The organism is Mycetocola sp. Y791 (assembly GCF_059445325.1).
Window position 1 is genome coordinate 705,090 of sequence record NZ_JCAIUC010000001.1, and the last position, 21,283, is coordinate 726,372.

Here is a 21,283-nt window from a genome sequence, read left to right on the forward strand (position 1 = left end):
GTTCAGCCGACCATCTCTTCGTCGCTCGCTGTGCAGCTGAAGGTACGGCGGTACGCATTCGGGGTAGTGTGCAGGACCTTGAGGAAGTGGTGACGCATCACCGCCGATGAGCCGAAACCGCTCTCGGCGGCGATCTGCTCGAGTCCGTAATCGGTGCGCTCGAGCAGTTGCTGCGCCCGCATCAGTCGTTGCCTGTTGAGCCAGGCTGCCGGGGTCGCTCCCAGCTCGGCGCGGAACCGCCGGGCGAATGTGCGCTCGGACATCAGTGCCTGTGCGGCGAGCACGTCGACGGTGAGGTCCTCGGCGAGGTTCTCGAGCATCCAGTCCGTGACAGCGGCAAAGGAGTCGCTCCGACGCTCTGGCACCGGCGCCTGGATGAACTGTGCCTGCCCGCCGTCACGCTGTGGCGGAACAACCATTCGGCGAGCGATGACGTTCGCGGCCGCTGCGCCGAGCTCCGTTCGGACGAGGTGGAGGCACGCATCGATTCCCGCGGCCGTGCCTGCACCGGTGATCACGCCGCGGTCCTCGACGAAGAGCACGTCGGGGTCGACGTCGGTCAGGGGGTATTCGCGGGCGAGCTGGTCTGTGTACATCCAGTGCGTCGTGCTCCGGCGCCCGTCGAGGATTCCTGCTTCGGCGAGGGCGAAAGCACCGCTGCAGACCGAGAGGATCCAGGCGCCCCGTTTCTCGGCGTCCCTCAGGAGGTCGAGGACTCGCTGGTCAGGGTCGCCACCCGTCACCGAGTACGCGGGGATGGCGATCAGGTCGGCGTCCGCAGCCGCGCTGAGGTCGTCGGCGACGACGATGTCGAAACCCAGCTTGGTCTTCACGGGGCCAGGGTCTGCTGTCACGATCCTGAAGTCGAAACCGGGTCCGCCCGAGTCGGTCCTGTCGATACCGAAGACCTCGCAGATCACGCCGAACTCAAATGGCGCCATGTCGGGCAGGGCGACCACAGCGATTTTCTTCAACATTGGGACCTCCGGCTGGCGGAAATGAATCGAACAATGGCGAGTCTGCCACTGTTGGCAGAAAACAGCAATGCATAGATTTACAGCCATGATTCTTCTTCTTCTCCTCGTCCTGGCCGCCGTTGTGATTGCAACGGTCGCCTGCGCGATTGCCCTCACCCGCGACGGCTACCGTCGCGTCCCGACGCGTGGTCCCGGTCCAGCTGAAAGGCGCCGGTTCATCGTCTAGTTCGCCCCGCTTTTTCGGGTGCCATAGGCTCTGTGTGGGCACGAACAGTGCCCACACAGAGGAGGCAACATGACCTGGCTGGTCACCGGCGGAGCCGGATACATCGGAGCGCACGTCGTTCGCGCGTTCACCGAGCAGGGCATCGACGCGGTCATCCTGGATGACCTGTCCAGCGGTCACGAGTCGTTCGTTCCGCGCGACGTTCCCTTCGTTCGGGGAAGCATCCTCGACAGGGACCTCGTGCTCGACACACTGCGCCGGTTCAACATCACCGGCGTGGTGCACGTCGCTGGCTTCAAGTACGCCGGCGTTTCCGTCCAGCGGCCGCTGCACACCTACGCGCAGAACGTGACGGGAACTCTTGCGCTCCTCGGCGCCATGGAGGACGCCGGTGTGAACCGCCTGGTGTTCTCGTCGAGCGCGGCCGTCTACGGAACGCCGGACACCGACATCGTTACGGAGGAGACGCCAAAGAACCCTCAGTCTCCGTACGGTGAGTCCAAGCTCATCGGGGAATGGCTCCTGCATGACCAGGGTGTCGCCCAGGGGCTGGCACACACCTCCCTGCGTTACTTCAATGTCGTCGGCTCCGGTTATCCCGACGTTTACGACACGAGCCCGCACAACCTGTTTCCCCTCGTCTTCGACGCTCTGATCGATGGTCGGACGCCGCGGATCAACGGCAACGACTACCCGACCCCTGATGGCACGTGCGTTCGGGACTACATCCACGTCGCCGACCTTGCCCTGTCGCACGTCGCCGCCGCGAGGAGGCTCGACGCCGGAGAACCGATCGAACCCGTGTACAACCTGGGCTCGGGAGAAGGGGTCTCGGTCGGCGAGATCATGACCGCCATGCGCGAGGTCACCGGGATCGAGTTCGAGCCGGAGGTCGCGCCCCGTCGTCCCGGTGATCCCGCTCGCATCGTGGCATCGGGGAAACTCGCGGCACGCGACCTGGAGTGGACGATGCGCCACACGCTCAGCGACATGGTGTCGAGCGCGTGGAGCGCTCGCTCGACGGTCTGAGACACCTGCCTCCGCCGGGGTCGTCCATCGCGGACGGCCCCGCGCGGTGGGGCGGATTCTCTCCCCGAACCCCGGTTTTCGAGAGAAGTTGAGCCGCCCGCGACACGCCGGTGAATGCAGGATGAACCCTCCATGGGGGGTTGAGGGTTTACGATCTGCGACTTGACGTGGCGGAATTACACGGGTGTAATTAGCTATAGCGCCGCGTGGCGCACGGGTAACAAGTGGGGAGAGGGATATGGCGCCTGAATATCGCTCCGGTGTTCCCGAGGACTGGTTCGTCGATCCGGTACAGCTCGGAGTTCCTGGTGTCCGCAAGGCTGTCGACGACGACAACCCGCTTGCGTGGCAGTCCGATTCGCTCTGCGCGCAGACGGATCCCGAAGCATTCTTTCCCGAAAAGGGCGGCTCGACTCGCGATGCGAAGCGCATCTGCACGAGCTGCGAAGTGCGCACACAGTGCCTGGAGTACGCGCTCGAGAACGATGAGCGTTTCGGCATCTGGGGTGGCCTCTCTGAGCGCGAGCGCCGGAAGCTCAAGAAACGCGCCGTTTAGTTCTCCGCTGCTTAGTTCTCCGCTGCTCAGTTCTGCGCTGTTAGATTCGCGCCGCTAAGTTCCCGCCGCTAGGTTCCCGCCGCTAGGTTCCCGCCGTTCGGCTTGCGCTATTCAGTACTTCGCGCGCAGGGGTTGCGGCCCGTGACGCACCCGCTCCGGCCAGCCATTCCGTGCCACGCCGACACGGTCAGCCGTGTCCTGACCAGGTCGACATAGTCTGGACGCGATGTTTCCCCGAGTAACCGCGATCCTTGTTGTGCACGATGGCACTGGCCCCACTGGCTCGAGCCACCTGCAGGACACGCTTGATGCCCTCGCAGCCCAGACCAGACAGCCAGACGCGATAGTCGCCGTTGCGTGTTCGTCGCCCGCCTCCGTCACGGAAGCCCTCGAACGAGCCGGCGTCGATCGGATCGTCGAGGCAGATGTCCGGCTGAACTTTGCACAGGCCCTCGCCGAGGGCGCGCGGGTGATTCCGCACGCGGGGGGCGAGGACGAGTTCCTCTGGCTACTCGCACAGGACACGGCTCCAGCGCCGGAGGCACTGGCGCGACTGGTCGGGGCGCTCGAGGTTGCGCCCTCTGTCGCCGCTGCCGGCCCCAAGGTCATGGATGCCAGGGACGGCGCGACAATCGTCTCTCTCGGCCAGGCCCTCACGCCGCTCGGTGCCACAGTCTCGCTCGTCGGGGAAGAACTCGACCAGGGACAGCACGACAGCATCTCCGACGTGCTCGGCGTTGCCCCGGCTGGCGTGCTCGTTCGCCATGCCGTCTGGGAAGAGGTCAGTGGGTTCGACACGTCCTTCGGCTCCACCGACGATTCTCTTGACTTCTGCGTGCGGGTTCGCCTGGCAGGACACCGCGTCGTTGTCGTACCAACAGCCGTGGTCTTCACCGCCGGCGACGGAATCGCCGGACCGTCGCGGTCGCGCCGCGCCGCGGCGTACCGCAGGAGGGTGCGCCAGTCGCGCGGAGCCCAGTTGTATCGCCGACTCGTCTACGCTCCGGCAGCTCTCGTTCTGCTGCACTGGCTGTCACTCATTCCGCTCGCCGTTGCCCGCAGCGTGTGGCGCATCGCCACGAAGAATCCGGGCCTCGTCGGTGGCGAGTTCGCCGCGGCGTTCCAGGTCGCATTCAGCCCGATTCGAGTCGCCAGGTCCAGGAAGAATCTGCACAACGCGAAGACCATCGGCTGGTCAGCGATCTCGCCCCTCCGCATCCCATTCGCCGAGGTGCGGCGCAGGCGCCTGCTCAGGCGGGAGGCTGGCGCTCCTGTCTACACGGTCGAGCGCAGCGATCTTCGTTTCTTCACCGGCGGTGGCGGCTGGCTCGTCATTGCCTCGGCGCTCGCCAGTGTCGGCCTCTTCTTCTCCCTCCTGGCCGCCCCGGCCGTTGAAGGGGGAGGGATGCTTCCGCTCTCGGCCTCCGTCGCCGGACTGTGGCAGAACATCGGCTTTGGCTGGCGGGACATCAGCATAGGTTTCACCGGCGCAGCCGACCCCTTCTCCGTGGTCATGGCCCTGCTCGGATCCGTGACGTTCTGGGACCCGTCGTACGCTCTCGTGGCCCTCACACTCCTCGCGCTTCCCCTGGCAACGCTCGGCGGCTGGTTCGCTGCGACCAGGCTCACCGAGTCGAGCGGCTACCGGATTGCCGCAGCGGTTCTCTGGACAGTTGCCCCGCCGTTCCTCACCGCGCTCATCGACGGTCGACCCGGCGCGATCCTTGTGCACCTTCTGCTGCCGTGGCTGTTCTACGCCGGATGCGTCGCCGCGCGTTCCTGGGCGGCATCCGCTGTCGCGTCGATGCTGCTGGCGATGACCGTAGCTGCTGCGCCGTCGCTCGCTCCCGCGTTCCTCGTGATCTGGGTACTCGCCCTCTGTGTCAGTGGTCGGCACATCGCCAGGATCGTCTGGCTCATCATCCCGACCGCAGCTCTCTTCGCGCCACTCATCTGGCAGCAGGGGATCGTTCGTGGCCGGTGGCTCCTCCTCCTCGCGGATCCCGGCGCCGTACTCGGCTCCCTCCCCACAACGGGCTGGCAGCTGGCCCTCGGCTTGCCGGGCGGAAACCCTGCCTGGGACTCGATCACCGCAGCCATGGGGGTCTCCGGCCTGCCCGCTCACCTCGTCGTGCCGGTCCTGCTCGCGCCGATCGCCGCGATGGCACTCATCGCGCTCTTCCTGCCGGGCAGCGCCAGGGCTGCCGTGTTGCTCTTCGTCGGCCTGCTCGGCCTGGCGACGGCTCTCGGTGCGACCCAACTCGAGATTTCGCTGAACGGGGCGACGGCCACCAGCGTCTGGGCCGGGTCTGGGCTGAGTCTCTACTGGCTCGGTCTCACCGGTGCCGCGGTCGTCGGCTTCGACAGCATGCGCAGGGCGGCAGTAGTTCCCGCAATCGTCGTCTCGACGCTCGCACTCGTGGTCGCCGTTCCCATTGCAGCGATGCTTCCGCTGGGCCACGGTGCCATTGTGGCGAGCGATGGCCGCACGCTGCCGGCATACGTCGCAGCGGCAGCCGCCACGAACCCCTCGCTCGGCACGCTCATCGTCACCCCCCAGCCGGACGGCGGAATCTCCGCGCGGATCGTCCGCGGAGCCGGTGACACCCTCGACAACCAATCGACGATCCTCACGACCGGTGAGAATCTCACGAGTAACGACGAGCAGGTGACTGTACTCGCGGGCAACCTCGTCTCACAGGGTGGCTACGATCCCGCTCCGACACTCGCCGCGCTCGACGTCCAGTACGTTCTGCTCCCTCCCGCCGTCGTCGAGACGGGTGAGCAGGTCAGTCCCGAAGCGACGACGACGACGAGCCGCGCGTCGGCAGCCCTCGACAGCAGCCCCGTGCTCGCCCACATCGGACCGACCGACCGCGGAACCCTCTGGCGGTTCGAGGGTGAAACCAGCGGCTCTGCCGCTGTCGGTCCCGTCTCCGTCTTCTCGACGCCGGTCCTGATCGGCTGGGCTATCGTCTTCGGATTCGCCCTGCTGCTCTCGGTCCCGACGGCCGCATCGCGTCGCGCCGCCGAAGAGTCCCCCCGAACCGTGGGCCGACGCGAGGTCCGCGAGCCGGTCCGCCGTCTCAGCCGCGCCGAACGCGCACAGCGTAAGGCCGACGCCGAAGCCGAAGCGAGCCTCGCCGCCGTCATCGCGTCGGAGGCGGAAGCCGAGGAGAAACGCGAAGCCGCTGACGCCGTCGCCGCAGCCTCGCCGGACGCTGCTGCCGACACGACCGCCCCCGCTGACTCGGACGCACCCGCCGAAACCGACGCATACGCCGATACGGCCGCACACGCCGAGACGGACCAGCCGCAGGCCAGCGCGGATCTTGACGCCGACGCATCCGTCGCCGCCGCGGAGGACGCCGAGACCCGGCCGCACGCAACACCAGGGACCGAAAGCGAGTACAGCCATGGCCGCTAGCAGAACCAGGGCTGCCACGAGCGGCCGCATGATCGCGGGCGTCATCGGTGTCGCGATCGCGGGTGCCTCCGTCTTCGCCGTCGGCACCCTTGACCTGCCGCGCGTGAGGGCAGCGGTCCCGAGTGCCGTCATCACGCCGACGGCCGCCGATCAGGCGCGGGTGTGCGCCGGGCCGCTGCTCCAGCTCGCTGGCGACGGGTCGTCGAGCGCTTCGTCCTTCGGAGCTGCGGAACTCACTGTCGGATCTGAATCCGGTTCTGAGCCGACGCTCAGCCCGCTTGCCGCACCCCATAATGTCGAAGCGGATGCCTTCGGGTCGCCCGCTGTGGTGAGCGTGCCGAGCGGTACGGATGCTGAGACGGCGCCCCTGCTCGCGGCGGCGCAATCGCAGTCTGCCGGGCTCGATGAACTGGCCGGCTTCGCTGCGGGCTCGTGCACCGAAGCCAGCGCCGAGAGCTGGCTGGTTGGCGGTTCGACCGACGTTGGCCGAACGAGTGTCATCACCCTCACCAACCCGACGCGCTCAGACGCCATCGTCGACCTCACCATCTACGGCGAAGCCGGCGTCGTCGACGCTCCGGGTTCGCAGGGAATCATCGTCAAGGGCGGTGAGCAGAAACTGCTGTCCCTTGCGGCCTTCGCGCCGAACCTGATCAGCCCGATCGTGCACATCGAGAGCAGGGGAGGGCAGGTCGCTGCCGCGATCCAGCACAGTGTCATCCGAGGTCTCACGCCGAGCGGAGTGGAATATGTTGCTCCGACGGCGCCGGCGGCCAACCGCCAGGTCCTGAGCGGGGTCGTGCTTCCGGAGAACGCTCCGGCCGTCTCCGATGAGGACTACGACGACAACAGCCCGGCCGTTCGGATGATCGCGCCCGGAACCGAGACCGCGCACGTCACCGTGACAGTCACGAGCGAGCAGGATGCCTCATCGCCTGAACCCCTCGAGTACGACCTCGAGCCCGGTGTCGCAACGGAGATCAGCCTGGGCAGCCTGACCGCTGGCAGCTACACCATCGACATCCGTGCGGACCAGCCTCTCGTCGCTGGAGCACGCACCTCCGCCGCTGTCGGAGAATCGAGCGACTTCGCCTGGTTCCAGGCCTCAACAGCGCTGCCTGACACGGTGATGATCGCGGTTCCCGCCGGAGACAGCCCTGTGCTGCACGTCGCCAACCCCGGAAAGGACACCCTGGAGATCGCGCTCATCTCGGCCGGCGGGATCCTGACCGAGACCCTCCCGGGTTCTTCGTCCGTTGCGATCCCGGTATCCGGCGGGACCTCGTACGAGGTCACCGGTATTGACGGTGCGTTCGCCCAGCTCAGTATCGAGACAGCGACAGGGTTCAGTGCTTTTTCCGTGCAGCCGGCCAACCCCTCCGCAACGCCGGTGACGGTCTACCCGCGCTAACGGACTCCGGTGTCGGGCCTCGCGGGTCCGGCACGGAACCAGCGCGGGAGTCAGAAGTGGAATCGGTCGGGGCCGAGATCCCAGGGGTCCTTGCCGATCAGTTCGGCCGTCGCCCGGAAAACACAGCTCTCGATCATCATCCGCTGGTGGAGTTCATCGTCGCGGTGCAGCTTGCTCATGCGCTGGATCGGCAACCGATACAGCACAACCCGTTGCTCGGACTGGCTGGTCCACCAGCGGGCAACGCCGTCCGTGTCCTGACTGCCGGCCGGCATCGAACCCACCTCAAAACGCACGGCCGCGAGTTCCTCCGGCCAGGTCGCGCGCAGAAAGTCTGCGGCGGCAGCGACCGTCATATCGAACGTGTCGATGCGGTTCTTGAGCGGCGGCAGGTGTGGGCCCGTCGCCGCGCTTCGCCCGGCCCGGCCGTGCCTGTCGTGCCTCACCGCTCGCCGCTCAAAGGTGCTGCTTCGTGAACCGCGTCGTGCCATGCAGCCATCCTATTCGCCGGTGAGATCGGCGAGGTGACCTCTGGCGCCTTCGAGCGGATGTATCGTGAATGGAATGTTGGACAGGCCATGTACGAAAGTCGGATGCTCGCGCGAAGCGGTCTCGACGCTCACCTACGATTACGGCGATTCGATGGCTGTCGTCGGGCCGCTCAGCCTTGCGCGCGAGCCGCACACCTACGATCTCTGCTCATTCCACGCCGAACGGATGAGCGTCCCGCAGGGCTGGCAGGTCATCAGGCATCAGGTGCTGAATAACAGCTAGCTCACCGGGTTTGTTCACGCCGGGTCTGCGAGAATGGAGGAATGACGTTTTCTTCGCCCGCAGCATCCGCTACCGCTCTTCCGTTCAAGGTCCGTGACCTTTCGCTTGCAGAGGCGGGCCGCCACCAGATCCGCCTCGCCGAGAACGAGATGCCTGGGCTCATGGCCCTTCGCGCCGAGTTCGGCGAATCGCAGCCGCTCGCTGGAGCCCGCATCGCCGGTTCGCTGCACATGACCGTGCAGACCGCCGTTCTCATCGAGACGCTCGTCGCCCTCGGTGCGCAGGTGCGCTGGGCGAGCTGCAACATCTTCTCCACTCAGGACGAGGCTGCCGCGGCGATTGCCGTCGGCCCGACAGGGACCGTCGACGCCCCCGCCGGCGCCCCGATCTTCGCCTGGAAGGGTGAGACGCTCGAGGAGTACTGGGAGTGCGCCGAGCAGATCTTCGACTGGAGCGCTGAAGCCGCTGCTGCCGGTGCCGACTGGACCGGTCCGAACATGATCCTCGACGACGGTGGAGACGCCACGTTGCTCGTGCACAACGGCCGCAGCTACGAACTCGCGGGTGCAGTCCCCGAGACCGCCGACGACGAGAGCCACGAGGGCCGCGTTGTCCTCGACCTGCTGCGCCGTTCGCTCGCTTCGTCCACCGACCGCTGGACGAAGATCGCCGAGGAGATCCAGGGCGTCACCGAGGAGACCACCACGGGTGTTCACCGCCTGTACGAACTGTTCAGGAACGGCGAACTGCGGTTCCCGGCGATCAACGTCAACGACTCGGTCACCAAGAGCAAGTTCGACAACAAGTACGGCATCCGCCACTCGCTGCCCGACGGCCTCAACCGTGCCACCGACGTCCTCATCGGCGGCAAGGTCGCGTTCGTCGTCGGCTACGGCGACGTCGGCAAGGGTGCCGCTGAAGCGCTCCGCGGCCAGGGCGCTCGCGTGATCGTGAGCGAGGTCGACCCGATCTGCGCACTGCAGGCAGCGATGGACGGCTACCAGGTCGCCAAGCTCGAGAGCGTCGTCGACCAGGTCGACATCTTTGTCTCCGGCACCGGAAACCTCAACGTCATCACGACCGAGCACATGCTGAACATGAAGCACCTCGCAATCGTCGCGAACGTCGGCCACTTCGACAACGAGATAGACATGGCCGGACTCGAGAAGATCGAGGGTGCCGAGCGCGTCGAGATCAAGCCGCAGGTGCACGAGTGGCGCCTGCCGAACGGCCGGTCGATCCTCGTGCTCAGCGAGGGGCGCCTGATGAACCTTGGCAACGCCACCGGGCACCCGTCGTTCGTCATGAGCAATTCGTTCACCAACCAGGTCCTCGCGCAGATCGAGCTCTACGCGCACCGCGAGAACTACCCGGTCGGCGTGTACGTGCTGCCAAAACACCTCGACGAGAAGGTCGCGCGCCTCCACCTCGACGCACTCGGCGTTGAGCTCACGCGACTCACCGAGGAGCAGGCGGCATACATCGGAGTGTCGGTCGATGGTCCGTACAAGGTGGATCACTACCGCTACTAGGTCTTACGTGTGAGCGACGGCGTCGCCTGGCTTCGGCCGGGCGGCGCCGTTTGCGTGGGGCCGCGGTTCGTCCGTCACGGATGTCGGGCTTCCGTGCCGGTTGTCGGCATTCGCAACGGATGGCCGGTGGCCAGTTCGCGACAAGAGTTTCGTCCGTCGCGGATGTCGGGCTTCTGTGCCGGTTGTCGGCATTCGCGGCGGATGAGCCGGTGGGCAGTTCGCGACAGGAGTTTCGTCCGTCGCGGATGTCGGGCTTCTGTGCCGGTTGTCGGCATTCGCGGCGGATGAGCCGGTGGGCAGCTGGCGACAGGAGTTACGTCCGTCGCGGATGTCGGGCATCTGTGCGGGTTGTCGGCATTCGCGACGGATGAGCCGGTCGGCAGTTGGCGACAGGAGTTACGTCCGTCGCGGATGTCGGGTTTCTGTGCCGGTTGTCGGCATTCGCGGCGGATGAAGCGGGACGCGCCGAGGCGAATCGCTACCTCTCGGGGAACCCGTGCGGGCGCCCCGTCAACACGGGCGTGAGCGCCGCGAGCCGCTGCTGCTCGAGCATGTGTGCCGCGTACTCCCTGTCGCGGCGCACCGCGGCGACAGCGTAGAGGAACAGCACGGGGTCCGTGTCAGGAACGGGGGAGACGAACGCTGCGGCCTCCGCGGCCAGGTTCCGACCCAGCCGTGCGCGGGTCTCCGGCGTGAGCTTGTCGACCTGGTCGAGGAACTGGGCGATCCTGCGTGACAGGCGGTCAGGCATCCGCCCCACATCGGCAATGGTTGCCCAGCCCTGCAACGCCGGTGGTACGCCGTAGACCGAGTGATCAGCCTTCGGCACCCGCTCCTGCTGCGCGTAGGTGCCCGCAAGAAGATCGCCGAGCCGTTTCGAGCGAGCGGAGAGCAGGCCGGTGATGGCTGCGACGCCACCGAGGGTCATGTAGATCTCGAAGAACCCGACGAGGGCGCGGATGAACGCGTGCCGGAAACCCGTCGCACCGCCGTCGTCGCGGACGATGCGCGCGCCGATCGCAAGCTTGCCGGGGGAACGACCGTGGCTCAGCGTCTCGATCGTCGTCGGCAGCGCGACGGTCGAGAACGCGATGATTGCCGTTGAGAATGCGGCTGTCGCTGACTGGTCGATGACGCCCTGGGTCGCGAGGACGAGCAGGAGCCACAACAGGCCTGCCGCAACGAGGACCGACAGCAGGAAGTCGATGATGGCGCTCGCAGCACGGAGGATGAAGCTCGCGGACTGAACGTCGAGGGCGACGGCTTCGCCGGTGATCAGGAGCGAAGAGTCAGACAGATCCGACATGTGTGTGCCGGAGGAGTCAGTCATGAATAGTATCTAATCAGATGGATCTCGACGCCTACAGTGCCGCGCACCGAAATGAATGGGACCGCCTCGACTCGCTCGCGTCGAAGCGGTCGTTGTCGGGCGCTGAGGCCGACGAACTCATCGATCGGTACCAGGCCGGGGCAACGCAACTGTCGGCGATCAAGACGACAGCGGGATCGACCAGACAGGGTGATCGGCTGAGCGTCACCCTGTCGAAGGCGCGGCTGCGCTTCACCTCGGCGTCGACCAACGTGCTCAGCCAGCTGCCACGGTTCTTTGTGCTCCAGTTGCCCGCTGCGCTCTACCGGCTGCGCTGGCTGACGCTCGCCGTTGCGTTCGCGACCATCGCCGTCGCCGCGCTCTGGGCGGCGTGGGTGCTGAACGACCCGCAGGTGCTCGCGAACCTCGGTGACACGGAGGAACTGCGCCAGGTCGCCGAGGAAGATTTCGCCAATTACTACTCAGACAACCCCGCCGCGTCGTTTGCCGGGCAGGTCTGGACGAACAACGCGTGGATCGCTGCGCAGTGCATCGCGTTCGGAATCACGGGAATCTGGGTGCCATATGTCATCCTGCAAAACGCCCAGAACCTCGGGCTCAACGCCGCGGTGCTCTTCAGCTTCGGCCACGGCGACACCTTCTTTCTCTACATCGCGCCGCACGGCATGCTCGAACTGACCGCCATTTTCGTCGCTGCTGCCGGTGGACTGCGGATCTTCTGGGCGTGGGTGTCACCGGGCAACCGCACGAGGGCGCAGGCGCTCGCCGAAGACGCGCGCGCCTTGTTCACCGTGGCGATCGGCCTCGTGTTTGTCCTGCTCGTCGCCGGTATCCTCGAGGGATTCGTGACACCGCAGCCGTGGCCGTGGCCCGTGAAGATCGGGCTGGGGGCTCTTGCCCTCGGCGCGTTCCTCTTCTACATGCTCGTCATCGGTCAGCGCGCGTACCGGGCGGGGGAGACCGGCGACCTCGTTGCCTTCGAGGCCGGCGCCCGGCGTCTCTACGCGAACTGAGCGGTTGTGCCGGCGGAAGGGGCGCGCGCGGCGTGTCGACCGTGCTGACGCTGGCACGTGACGGCATGGCCCCAGTTGTGGGACCGTGCCGGCGGGTGACCCCACCCATCGATATGCTCGGTTTCATTCGAGCATCCGGGGGTCTTCGTGAAAAAATTGTCGATCTTGATCGGCGCATCTGTGGTGTTGGCGCTTTCCAGCTGCGCGGCTGCAGATCCTCCTGCCGCATCGCCGGTTCCGACCGTCACGGTGACGGCGACTCCTGAGCCAGCAAAGCCAGAGCCACGTGGCCCGGATAGTCCGATCGAGGCCATCGACGCCTACGTGATGTGCCTCCCGTGGGCGACGGGCTATTCTGCGCACCCGATGGAGGTCGAGGTCGCCCCATTCGACGACCCGCGCACCGTAGTTACGGTCCGGTCGGACGGAAACTGGTTCGTCTACCTGCACGTCATCAACAACAGCCCCGGATACGACGGACAGGAAGAGGCCACCGGATGCCTGCTCAAGGGGACGATGGGAAACGTGGAATGGACAATGACCAATACCGGGGCGTGGCAGGACCCGACGACCTTTGAACCTGACGGGTACGAAGAAGCCTTTCCCGGCGACTAGCGGAGGAGCGCGTTTAGGGCGGTAATGCGACCCGGCGCAGCCACCAGTAAAGGCCGTAGGCCGCCACCGTCGGAATCACGGCGGCTGGAGCGGCTAGCGGCGCGCACCCTCGCGTGCCGGGGCATCCGCCTGCCTCGCCGCCTGCTCCGTCGACTGCTCGCGCGAACAGCATCCTTCGGCCGGTTCTTCAGCTCGCCCGTCAGGACCAGGGCAACGCCGCCGCCGCACAGGGCGAAACCGACGAGGGTGAGGGCTGTCAGTGGCTCGCCGAGAAGCAGGAAGCCCGCAACCGCTGTCATTGGGGCGACGAGGAACAGCAGGGCGTTGAGTGCCGTGATGCCGACTCTTCGAAGCAACCACCAGTACAGGCCGTAGGCGGCCAGGGTGGGGAAGATCGCCATCAGAATGATCTGGAGCCAGAACACCGGTGAGGCCGGGGGCAGCAGTGTGCCAGTGACCGCAGCGAGGACGAGGGATGCGACGGCCGTCACCGTGACGTGGATGGTCATCGTGGTCAGCACAGGAAGCTGTGCCGCCGCGCGCCGGTCCAGGAAGGTGGCCCCGACGAGGCAGACCATGGCGAGTGCGGGCAGAACGTAGGCGAGGGGAGGGGCGTCAGACCCCGTCATCTGCGTCTGGACGACGAGCAGCACCCCGAGCGCGCCGAGGACGAGTCCACCCCACTGGCCGATCCGCACCCGCAGCCCGAGCAGCGGGCCGACCAGCGTCGCAACGATGAGCGGCTGAACGGCGTCGATCAGCGCGGTGGTTCCCGCGGTGATGCCGCTGGCGACCGACGCGTAGACGAAGACGCAGTACCCGAACTGCGCGAACAGGCCGACGACCGCCTGGTGTCCGATGTCGGCGGCAGACACACCGCGAAACAGTTTCCGGGTCCGGGCAACGAGCAGGAGGAGGAGCGCGACGGGAATGAATCGCCAGACGAGCACCGTGGCCGGAGCGACGTCGACGGTTGCCATCGCCGCGATGACGAACCCCGAGCTCCAGGAGGTGACGAATCCGGCAGCGGCCAGTACGGTGACCACCGCTCCCAGTACACCGACCTGTTTACTCATTCGGTCGACTATACAGGACGGTATAGTAAGCCGCATGACGGTCACTCTTCCGGAACAGCCCTCGCTGACGCCCGCCGCGCGCCGGATCCTCGACGCGGCCTCTGAATTGTTCTACGAGCGCGGCATCCACGCTGTCGGCGTCGACACCATCGCCGCGGCCGCCGGTGTGACGAAAAAGACCCTCTACGACCGGTTCGGGTCGAAAGAGGCGCTCGTGGTGTCGTATCTCCGGCACAGGGAAGCCCGCTGGCGAGAGCACCTCGCTGCCTGTCTTGCACGCACGCCTGACCCAGGAGTCGAGCGTATTCTCGGCGTCTTCGACGCAGCGATCTCCTGGTCGGGCACGAACAGCCCCAAGGGGTGCAGCGCGATCAACGCTCGCGCAGAGCTCGACGACAGCCAGGACGGGGCCGTGTTTCCTGAGGTCTCCGGCCAGAAGGCGTGGCTGCTCGGGTTGTTTGCCGAGCTGTGCCGCGACGCGGGAGTTCCTGACCCCGACCGCGCAGCATGTACGCTCATGCTCCTCTACGACGGTGCGATCGTGACTGTCGGGATGGGAACGTTCGACAGCCCGTTTGAACTCGCGCGCGACGTGGCGCGTGCGCTGCTGGAGTCGAGGCAGGCGGACGTTACAGCCGGCCAGCAGCCTTGAGCGCGATGTACCGGTCAGCGAGGGCCGGCGGCAGCTCCTCGGGCGAGGCCGTCACCACCTCAGCGCCGAGCTGACGAACGGCGGCGGACACGCGCGCCACGTCGAGTAGAGCCCGCTCGGCTGCACCCGCCAGGTAGATCTCGTCGCGATTGCCCCTGGTTTGGCTCGCTTCGAGTGCAAAGGGATCGGTGACGGATGCCACAACGACCGTATGGCGGGCCGTCAACTGGGGGAGTACCGAGAGCAGCCCCGTCGACGCCCCCGGCGCGTCGATCGAGGTCAGGAGAACGACGAGGGAGCGCTGGGTGGTGATGTTGCGCACCTGGCCTGGCACCGCCTTCCAGTCCATTTCGAGCAGCTCAGGATCGATCCCCGCCATGGTGTCGACGAGCTTCGACAGGAGGTCAGCCCCGGTCGCCCCCTGTACCCGTCCCCTGACGCGCCTGTCGTACGCCACGAAGTCCACCCGGTCACCCGCCCGGGTAGCGAGTGCGGCGAGCAGCAGTGAGGCTTCGAATGCGGTGTCGATCCGCGGCTCGTCGGCCACCCGCACCGCCGAGGTCCTGCCGGTGTCGAGCACGATCACCACGCGCCTGTCCCGTTCGGGTCGCCACGTACGCACCACGACGTCGCGCCGTCGTGCCGTTGCGCGCCAGTCGATCGAGCGCACGTCGTCGCCGCGGACGTACTCGCGCAGCGAGTCGAACTCGGTTCCCTGGCCGCGAACCATCACGCTCGTCGCGCCGTCGAGTTCACGCAGTCGCGCGAGCCGGGATGGCAGGTGCTTGCGGGCGTGGAACGGCGGGAGCACGCGAATCCGGCCGGGCGAGGCGAGTGTCGCCTGGCGGGCCGCCAGCCCGAGGGGGCCCCGCGAACGCACGGTGACCTGCTCGACCCGCCGTTCGCCGCGACGTGACGGAGTGAGTTGCACCGTGATGACCCGGCGTTCGCCCGGGGGAATGGTGACCCGCGTGCGGTTCGTCGGCGCTCCCGCCGACGGCTGCCAGGCATCCCGCACCGTCGCCCGGAGCGTGCGCCGACCCCGGTTGGTGAGGTAGAGCTCGCTCGTGACGCTCTCTCCCAGCCGGGTGCGTGAGGGCAGGGACCTCGAGGTCGAGACCAGGCGGGGGGATGCCGCGAGCACGAGATCGAGGACGGCCGCGAGCACGCAGAACACCAGCCACAGCCCGAGCACGACGCCCGGTTCGCCGGTGATCGAGCCAAGCACGATCACCGGAACAACGCCGAGTGCGACGAGCGCGACGAACCTCCCCGAGATGGTCATTTAGATCGGGACCTGCACCTGCGTGAGAATCGACCGGAGGATGGCGTCGGATGCGACACCCTCGAGCTCCGCCTCCGGCCGGAGCTGGAGCCGGTGCCGCCAGACCGGAAGCACCATGGCCTGCACGTGGTCGGGGGTGACCGAGGGGTAACCGCTGAGCCAGGCCCACGCCTTCGCTGCAGCGAGCAGCGCCGTTGTTCCACGGGGACTGACGCCCATGCGCACGCTCGGACTCTGCCGGGTCGCCCGTGCGAGGTCGACGACGTAGCCGAGCACGTCAGCAGACACCCCGGTGGCCGCAGCGGCACGCTGGGCGTCGGCGAGGTCATCGGCATCGAGCACGGCGGTGACGCCGGCAGCGGAGAGGTCGCGCGGGTTGAAGCCCGCGGCGTGGCGCCGAAGCACCTCGACCTCGAGTTCACGTTCGGGAATGTCGAGCACGAGCTTGAGCAGGAACCGGTCGAGCTGGGCCTCCGGCAGCGTGTACGTGCCCTCGTACTCGATCGGGTTCATGGTCGCCGCGACCATGAACGGGGTGGGGAGCGGCAGGGTGACCCCGTCCGCGCTCACCTGGCGCTCCTCCATCGACTCGAGCAGCGATGACTGGGTTTTCGGGGGAGTCCTGTTGATCTCGTCGGCGAGGAGGATGTTCGTGAAGACGGGGCCGCGCCGGAACTCGAACTCGCCGCTCTTCGCGTCGTAGATCAGGGACCCAGTGACGTCACCCGGCATCAGGTCCGGGGTGAACTGCACGCGCTTCGTGTCGAGATCGAGCGCCGAGCTCAGTGTGCGAACAAGCAGCGTTTTCGCGACACCGGGAACACCCTCGAGCAGAACATGGCCCTTCGCCAGCAGCGCGATGATGAGACCGGTGACCGCCGCCTCCTGCCCGACAACGCTCTTGGCGACCTCGCGCCGCACCTGGACGAGTTTCTCCCTGACTTCAGCGACCCGCGCGGGCTCGCCGTGTGTCGGCGTGCCGTCACCTGCGAGGGGATACGGGTTCGGTGGAACCGCCGCACTCGGGTGCTCGATGAGGGGCTGCTGCGGGTACTGGTTGCCCTCGACTGGCTGCTGCTGTGACATCTGAGTTCTGCTTCCGGTTGCGAGTGGGGATCTGTCGGAACGGCTGTGGCACGATCGCCGCCTCCACGTTACGACGGGCGGGCGGGTGGTCGCGCGGTCACGGCGGCTGCCGTTGCCCGCTCGAGTTCGGCAAGAGCGTCGGAAATCGCGATAACGTCGCGCTCCGAATTCGGCACGGTGTCGACGAGGATGCCGCGGACCTGGTCGCGAGGACGCGAGAGCAGAGCCGCAGCGGCATCCGCCACCTCGTACACCGTCGCGTGCCTGGAGAGGCCGAGGGCCCCGCCGAGTCGTGCGGTTGCGCCCATCCGAAGCGCATCGATCGCGCGAGTTCGCGCCGACACGCGCTGGTAGAGCCGTGCCCTGCCCTCGAGTGTTTCGCCGGCGGGCACCGTCACGGGGAGGTCCTCGGCGACGAGCGGACCGAACCGGCGCCCGCGCCAGAACATGGCGACCAGCGCGGTGATCGCGAGGAGAGACGTGGTCGGCACGAGCCAGATCGGGGTCAGTTCGGCGACATTGGGCGGGCCGGATGCTTCGACATCGGCAATCGTCGGCAGGTACCAGACGAGTCGCTCGGTCTCGCCGAGCAACCCGAGGGCGAGGGCGGCGTTGCCGTTCTCGATCACCCGGTCGTTGCTGAGCAGGTCGACCGGTCCCACCAGGGTGAGCGTGCCGTTCGCGGTCGGCAGCTGCACCACACCGGAACCATCGGTGTCCGCGGGGAAGCAGCCCACGGCATCCGTATCGCCGGTGATCCGGAAGGTGGCGCCGGCGCTGATGCTCCCGGCGCGTTCGGCGGCAGGCAGGTCGCAGTCCGCCGTCAAGGCGACCGACTCTTCGCTCCTGCCTGCGGCGAACACGCCGGGCGCGAGCGACTGGAGCTGGGTGAAGGTGGGTCCGAGGATCACCACCGAATCCGCGGCGCTGACGAGCTCGGACAGCCTCGCGTCGGAGAGGTAGCCGGACGGGTCGAAGACGGCGAGGGTGGTTCGGGCCTGGTCGGCCTCCACCATCGCTTCACTGAAGGACTCCGGCAGCAGCACATCGACGCCCTGGCTCCGCAGGACCTCGGCGGTGGCCTTCGCCCCGGTCGGCGCCGGGTTCGCCGGGTCGAGTTCGATTCCGCTCGATGTGCCGCCCCGCGTGAGCATGAGGGTGGCAACGACGACGACGGCGGAGACCAGGGCGACACCGATCCAGAACACCGCGCGCCTGAGGACGGTGCGAGCGAGGGGCGTCGTCACCTGATTTCCGGCGACGTCGGATGCCGCGGCGTGCGCTGTGCGCTCCTTGAGGTCGTTGGCCGTCACGCGGAGCTCTCCTCGCTGACGGCCTCAAGCCGGGCTGGCGTGCGCGCGTCGAGTTCATCATCGAGCGCGGCAAGTTGGCGATACTGCTCCGCGGTGCCCTCCGCGCCGAGGTAACGGACGCCGTCAAATGTCCGTGCGGCGTCGGCGAGCCGGAGGCGCGCGTCAGGAAAGGCGTCGGCGGCGCGCTCGGCGAAGTCGTGCGCGGTTGTGCCGGGTGAGACGAAGACAACGGTGCGCTCGGTGAGGCTCCTGGCGATGGCCCTGAACCGGTCCCGGATGGCGGCGGTCCAGTCGCCGGCCGCCGCTGACCGGTCCGACGCCACCCGCAGCTCGTCGGCGGACCGGGTGTCATCATCACCGAACAGGCCGCTCACCGCTGTGCTTCTGCGGTTGAGTCGCGGGACGCCCCAGACCAGCAGGGCGACAGCGATTGCGAGTATGACGGCCGCGACGATGGCAACCGGTATCCAGTCGGTCGGTACTGCCTCACCGGGCTGGAACAGGCGCCCGAGCCAGTCGAAGAACTCCTGGGAGAGCCTGTCGAAGAGGCTGGGTTGCGCCGCAGCGTACTCGGGTTTGCTCAACTCCTCGATGAGCCAGTCCCGTGCCTCGGGCGCTGACGGATCGACGGGCACATCCGCCGTCGGATGCGTGATTCCGGTGAACCGGCCGCCGGCTACCGCGAGCCCGCCTAGGCCCACGGCGATCCCGGACCGGTCCCTGCCTGCGTCTGGGGAGGGTTTGCTCGGACGAGGTAGGGGTCTTCGACCGTGTGGTCGCCCGTCTGCCGCGCCTCGACGAACCGGATGAGCTCGAGATCGAGTCCCTCCTTACGCATCCGAAGGTCGACATAGATGAGGGCGATCGCTGCGGACGACACGACGGAGGTGATCGAGCCGATCAGGAGTGAGAGCACGATCATGATCACGTAGAGCACGACCGGACCGATCCAGCTCTCCGCCGACGTTCCGGTCGGGTCGATCGCCGAGACAGCCATGATGTAGAGGAAGCTGATCGGGCTGATGACGATCTGCGACACAGTGCCGACGATGAAGGCGATGAGGTACTGCACGCCGAGGGTGCGCCAGAAGTAGCCGTCGGTGAGGCGCCAGGACCGGCGGATCGCGGCGACCATCGTCGCCCGTTCGAGCACGATAATGCTCGGCACTATCGACAGCTTGATGCTTACCCACACGCCGACCACGACGAGGGCGATAGCGGCGAGGATCGCGAGGATGATGCCGGCCGCGACGAACCCGCCGCCGAGGACGACCAGGAGCCAGACGATGCCGACGATGACAGCGACCACGGCCAGGACGGCACCGGTGGCGACGAGGACCCAGAGCAGCAGGCTGCCAAGGCGGGGCCAGGTTGCCTTCCACACAGCCTTGAGGGTGAGCTTCTCACCGAGGGTCGCGCGCGCAACCTCGGTGACAATAACGCCCTGCAGGAACACTGTTCCAACGAGGGTGATCAGGAACGGGACGAGTGAACCGACAATGATGCCGGCGATCCCGCCGGCCGCGACGGCATCCTCATCCTCCGGGGCCGCAGCGGTGATGCGCGAGATGAAGAAGAACGTGATCACGCCGATGACGAGAAGGCTGATGATGACGGTGACGGCCTGCACGAGGAGCGCGCTGCCGAACGTCGCCTTCGGGTTTCGCTTGAGGGCGAGGAACGGAGCGGAGAGCAGAGTGCCGAACCCGAGCGGGCGCAGGGGAATCAGCCCCGGTTTGGGGGGAGGGGTCCACCCCGGCTGTGAGAACTGCGGTGCGCCGTACGGATTCTGGCCATACCCAGGCTGGGATGGAGCCTGTCCATATGGGTACGGGTTTTGACCGTACTGGCCCTGGCCGGAGGGGTTCTGGCCGTAGGTGTTCTGACCGTACTGGTTGCCCTGGCCGTACCCGTTCGAGCCGTGAACACTGGGGTCGTAGTCGTTCGGGGCGGCAGGCTGTTGCGGCTGTTGCGGCTGTTGCGGCTGGCCGGATGGCGGCGACGGCTGCTGCACGGAAGGAGGGGGCGACACGCGCTCACCGTAGCGTGGTGGCTCCTCCGGCTGGCCCGGTGCCTGCCAATTCTGGTCGTGTGTCATTCAGCGGCCCCTCCGTCGCGAAAACATGCCGTGCTCATCGTGGCACATCTGATCCGCGCCCCGCGAACCTTACTCCGGTCGGGCGAAATCGGTGCAATACGCAAAGTCCCCGGCTGGAGCCAGTAATCTGTTCGAGTACCCATGGCTGTCGTCCCCCCGCGTCAGCCGAAGAAACGAGAACGAGGCGTATGAACGCACGGATCCTGGTTGTCGACGACGACACAGCGCTGGCCGAGATGATCGGCATTGTGCTGCGAACCGAAGGGTTTGAGCCGCACTTCTGCGCCGATGGCAGCGGCGCCGTTGACGCTTTCCACGAGGTCAAGCCGGACCTCGTGCTTCTTGACCTCATGCTTCCCGGTATCGACGGCATCGAAGTCTGTACCCGCATCCGTTCCGAATCCGGCGTGCCGATCATCATGCTGACGGCCAAGACCGACACCGCCGATGTGGTCAAGGGACTGGAGTCCGGTGCAGACGACTACATGGTGAAGCCGTTCAACCCCAAAGAACTCGTCGCCCGGATTCGCACCCGCCTGAGGCCGACGCCCCAGCAGGCGCAGGACACCCTGCAGATCGGTGACCTCGTCGTCGACGTGGCCGGCCACGAAGTGCGACGTGGTGACGTGCCCATCAACCTCACCCCCCTCGAGTTCGACCTGCTGCTGACGCTGGCATCCAAACCGCAACAGGTCTTCACACGCGAGATGCTTCTCGAGCAGGTGTGGGGATACCACTACAAGGCTGACACCCGGCTCGTGAACGTGCACGTTCAGAGGCTCAGGGCGAAGGTCGAGTTTGATCCGGATAACCCACGCATCGTCATGACTGTTCGCGGTGTCGGCTATCGTGCCGGTTCCGGCGTCCCGCTCTAGAGCGCCCT

The 21,283-nt window shown here is 66.9% G+C and carries 20 protein-coding genes; 11 read left to right on the forward strand and 9 right to left on the reverse strand.

Features of this window, described 5'->3' with window-relative positions:
* Positions 1–2: 2 nt before the first annotated feature.
* Positions 3–977: a GlxA family transcriptional regulator gene (locus tag AC1C2N_RS03270; RefSeq protein ID WP_495432860.1), complete on the reverse strand. Its 975-nt coding sequence runs from the start codon at positions 975–977 to the stop codon at positions 3–5.
* Positions 978–1,062: 85 nt separating this feature from the next.
* Between AC1C2N_RS03270 and AC1C2N_RS03275 the strand changes: the two genes are divergently transcribed.
* The 5 genes from AC1C2N_RS03275 to AC1C2N_RS03295 all read left to right on the forward strand — a co-directional run bounded on the left by AC1C2N_RS03275 (position 1,063) and on the right by AC1C2N_RS03295 (position 7,626).
* Positions 1,063–1,203, forward strand: coding sequence for a hypothetical protein (locus AC1C2N_RS03275; RefSeq protein WP_483405590.1), 141 nt, complete (start codon positions 1,063–1,065; stop codon positions 1,201–1,203).
* A 69-nt stretch (positions 1,204–1,272) separates the two neighbouring features.
* Positions 1,273–2,232, forward strand: a complete 960-nt coding sequence (gene galE / locus AC1C2N_RS03280) for a UDP-glucose 4-epimerase GalE (protein ID WP_495432861.1) — start codon at positions 1,273–1,275, stop codon at positions 2,230–2,232.
* A gap of 238 nt (positions 2,233–2,470) precedes the next feature.
* Positions 2,471–2,788 carry a WhiB family transcriptional regulator gene (locus AC1C2N_RS03285; RefSeq protein ID WP_483405592.1) on the forward strand — a complete coding sequence of 106 codons (318 nt, stop codon included), beginning with the start codon at positions 2,471–2,473 and terminating at the stop codon, positions 2,786–2,788.
* Between the two features lie 226 nt (positions 2,789–3,014).
* On the forward strand, positions 3,015–6,215 hold the full coding sequence (locus tag AC1C2N_RS03290; protein WP_495432862.1) for a glycosyltransferase family 2 protein: 3,201 nt from the start codon (positions 3,015–3,017) through the stop codon (positions 6,213–6,215).
* Positions 6,205–7,626, forward strand: coding sequence for a DUF5719 family protein (locus tag AC1C2N_RS03295; RefSeq protein WP_495432863.1), 1,422 nt, complete (start codon positions 6,205–6,207; stop codon positions 7,624–7,626). Before AC1C2N_RS03290 ends, AC1C2N_RS03295 begins: the two co-directional genes overlap by 11 nt.
* A 50-nt stretch (positions 7,627–7,676) precedes the next feature.
* Here the strand turns inward: AC1C2N_RS03295 and AC1C2N_RS03300 are convergent, their stop codons facing one another.
* Complete coding sequence (locus AC1C2N_RS03300; RefSeq protein WP_483405595.1) at positions 7,677–8,117, reverse strand: metallopeptidase family protein; 441 nt, start codon at positions 8,115–8,117, stop codon at positions 7,677–7,679.
* Positions 8,118–8,190: 73 nt separating this feature from the next.
* Here AC1C2N_RS03300 and AC1C2N_RS03305 point away from each other — a divergent pair, with 73 nt between their 5' ends.
* Both AC1C2N_RS03305 and ahcY read left to right on the forward strand, forming a co-directional pair.
* The gene (locus AC1C2N_RS03305) at positions 8,191–8,400 is read left to right on the forward strand and encodes a DUF3499 family protein (RefSeq protein WP_495432864.1); all 210 of its coding nucleotides are present in this window, start codon (positions 8,191–8,193) and stop codon (positions 8,398–8,400) included.
* Positions 8,401–8,441: 41 nt separating this feature from the next.
* On the forward strand, positions 8,442–9,932 hold the full coding sequence (ahcY, locus tag AC1C2N_RS03310) for an adenosylhomocysteinase (RefSeq protein ID WP_495432865.1): 1,491 nt from the start codon (positions 8,442–8,444) through the stop codon (positions 9,930–9,932).
* 478 nt (positions 9,933–10,410) lie between these two features.
* Here ahcY and AC1C2N_RS03315 read toward each other — a convergent pair whose 3' ends face one another.
* Positions 10,411–11,262, reverse strand: a complete 852-nt coding sequence (locus AC1C2N_RS03315; protein ID WP_495432866.1) for an RDD family protein — start codon at positions 11,260–11,262, stop codon at positions 10,411–10,413.
* A gap of 17 nt (positions 11,263–11,279) precedes the next feature.
* Here AC1C2N_RS03315 and AC1C2N_RS03320 point away from each other — a divergent pair, with 17 nt between their 5' ends.
* Together AC1C2N_RS03320 and AC1C2N_RS03325 are read left to right on the forward strand one after the other, a co-directional pair.
* Positions 11,280–12,275 (forward strand): stage II sporulation protein M, encoded by a 996-nt coding sequence (locus AC1C2N_RS03320; RefSeq protein WP_495432867.1) that lies wholly within the window; start codon positions 11,280–11,282, stop codon positions 12,273–12,275.
* A 165-nt stretch (positions 12,276–12,440) separates the two neighbouring features.
* On the forward strand, positions 12,441–12,890 hold the full coding sequence (locus AC1C2N_RS03325) for a hypothetical protein (RefSeq protein WP_495432868.1): 450 nt from the start codon (positions 12,441–12,443) through the stop codon (positions 12,888–12,890).
* On the opposite strand, the gene AC1C2N_RS03330 is transcribed toward AC1C2N_RS03325, so the two are convergent.
* A complete protein-coding gene (locus AC1C2N_RS03330; RefSeq protein ID WP_495432869.1) occupies positions 12,887–13,966 on the reverse strand; it encodes a DMT family transporter in 1,080 nt (359 codons plus the stop codon). The two genes, AC1C2N_RS03325 and AC1C2N_RS03330, sit on opposite strands and share 4 nt — an antisense overlap.
* A gap of 34 nt (positions 13,967–14,000) precedes the next feature.
* Between AC1C2N_RS03330 and AC1C2N_RS03335 the strand changes: the two genes are divergently transcribed.
* On the forward strand, positions 14,001–14,618 hold the full coding sequence (locus AC1C2N_RS03335; protein WP_495432870.1) for a TetR/AcrR family transcriptional regulator: 618 nt from the start codon (positions 14,001–14,003) through the stop codon (positions 14,616–14,618).
* Here the strand turns inward: AC1C2N_RS03335 and AC1C2N_RS03340 are convergent.
* From AC1C2N_RS03340 to AC1C2N_RS03360, 5 genes are all read right to left on the reverse strand, one after another.
* Positions 14,596–15,903: a DUF58 domain-containing protein gene (locus tag AC1C2N_RS03340; protein ID WP_495432871.1), complete on the reverse strand. Its 1,308-nt coding sequence runs from the start codon at positions 15,901–15,903 to the stop codon at positions 14,596–14,598. The two genes, AC1C2N_RS03335 and AC1C2N_RS03340, sit on opposite strands and share 23 nt — an antisense overlap.
* Entirely contained in the window at positions 15,904–16,989 is a 1,086-nt protein-coding gene (locus AC1C2N_RS03345) for an AAA family ATPase (RefSeq protein ID WP_495432872.1), read from the reverse strand.
* Positions 16,990–17,057: 68 nt separating this feature from the next.
* Positions 17,058–18,302: a DUF4350 domain-containing protein gene (locus AC1C2N_RS03350; RefSeq protein ID WP_495432873.1), complete on the reverse strand. Its 1,245-nt coding sequence runs from the start codon at positions 18,300–18,302 to the stop codon at positions 17,058–17,060.
* Positions 18,299–19,003 (reverse strand): DUF4129 domain-containing protein, encoded by a 705-nt coding sequence (locus AC1C2N_RS03355; RefSeq protein ID WP_495432875.1) that lies wholly within the window; start codon positions 19,001–19,003, stop codon positions 18,299–18,301. Before AC1C2N_RS03355 ends, AC1C2N_RS03350 begins: the two co-directional genes overlap by 4 nt.
* On the reverse strand, positions 18,994–20,334 hold the full coding sequence (locus tag AC1C2N_RS03360) for a DUF7847 domain-containing protein (protein WP_495432876.1): 1,341 nt from the start codon (positions 20,332–20,334) through the stop codon (positions 18,994–18,996). The genes AC1C2N_RS03355 and AC1C2N_RS03360 overlap by 10 nt, the downstream gene beginning before the upstream one ends.
* Positions 20,335–20,588: 254 nt before the next feature.
* Here AC1C2N_RS03360 and mtrA point away from each other — a divergent pair, with 254 nt between their 5' ends.
* Positions 20,589–21,275, forward strand: a complete 687-nt coding sequence (gene mtrA / locus AC1C2N_RS03365) for an MtrAB system response regulator MtrA (RefSeq protein WP_483405608.1) — start codon at positions 20,589–20,591, stop codon at positions 21,273–21,275.
* The last annotated feature ends 8 nt before the right edge of the window (positions 21,276–21,283 follow it).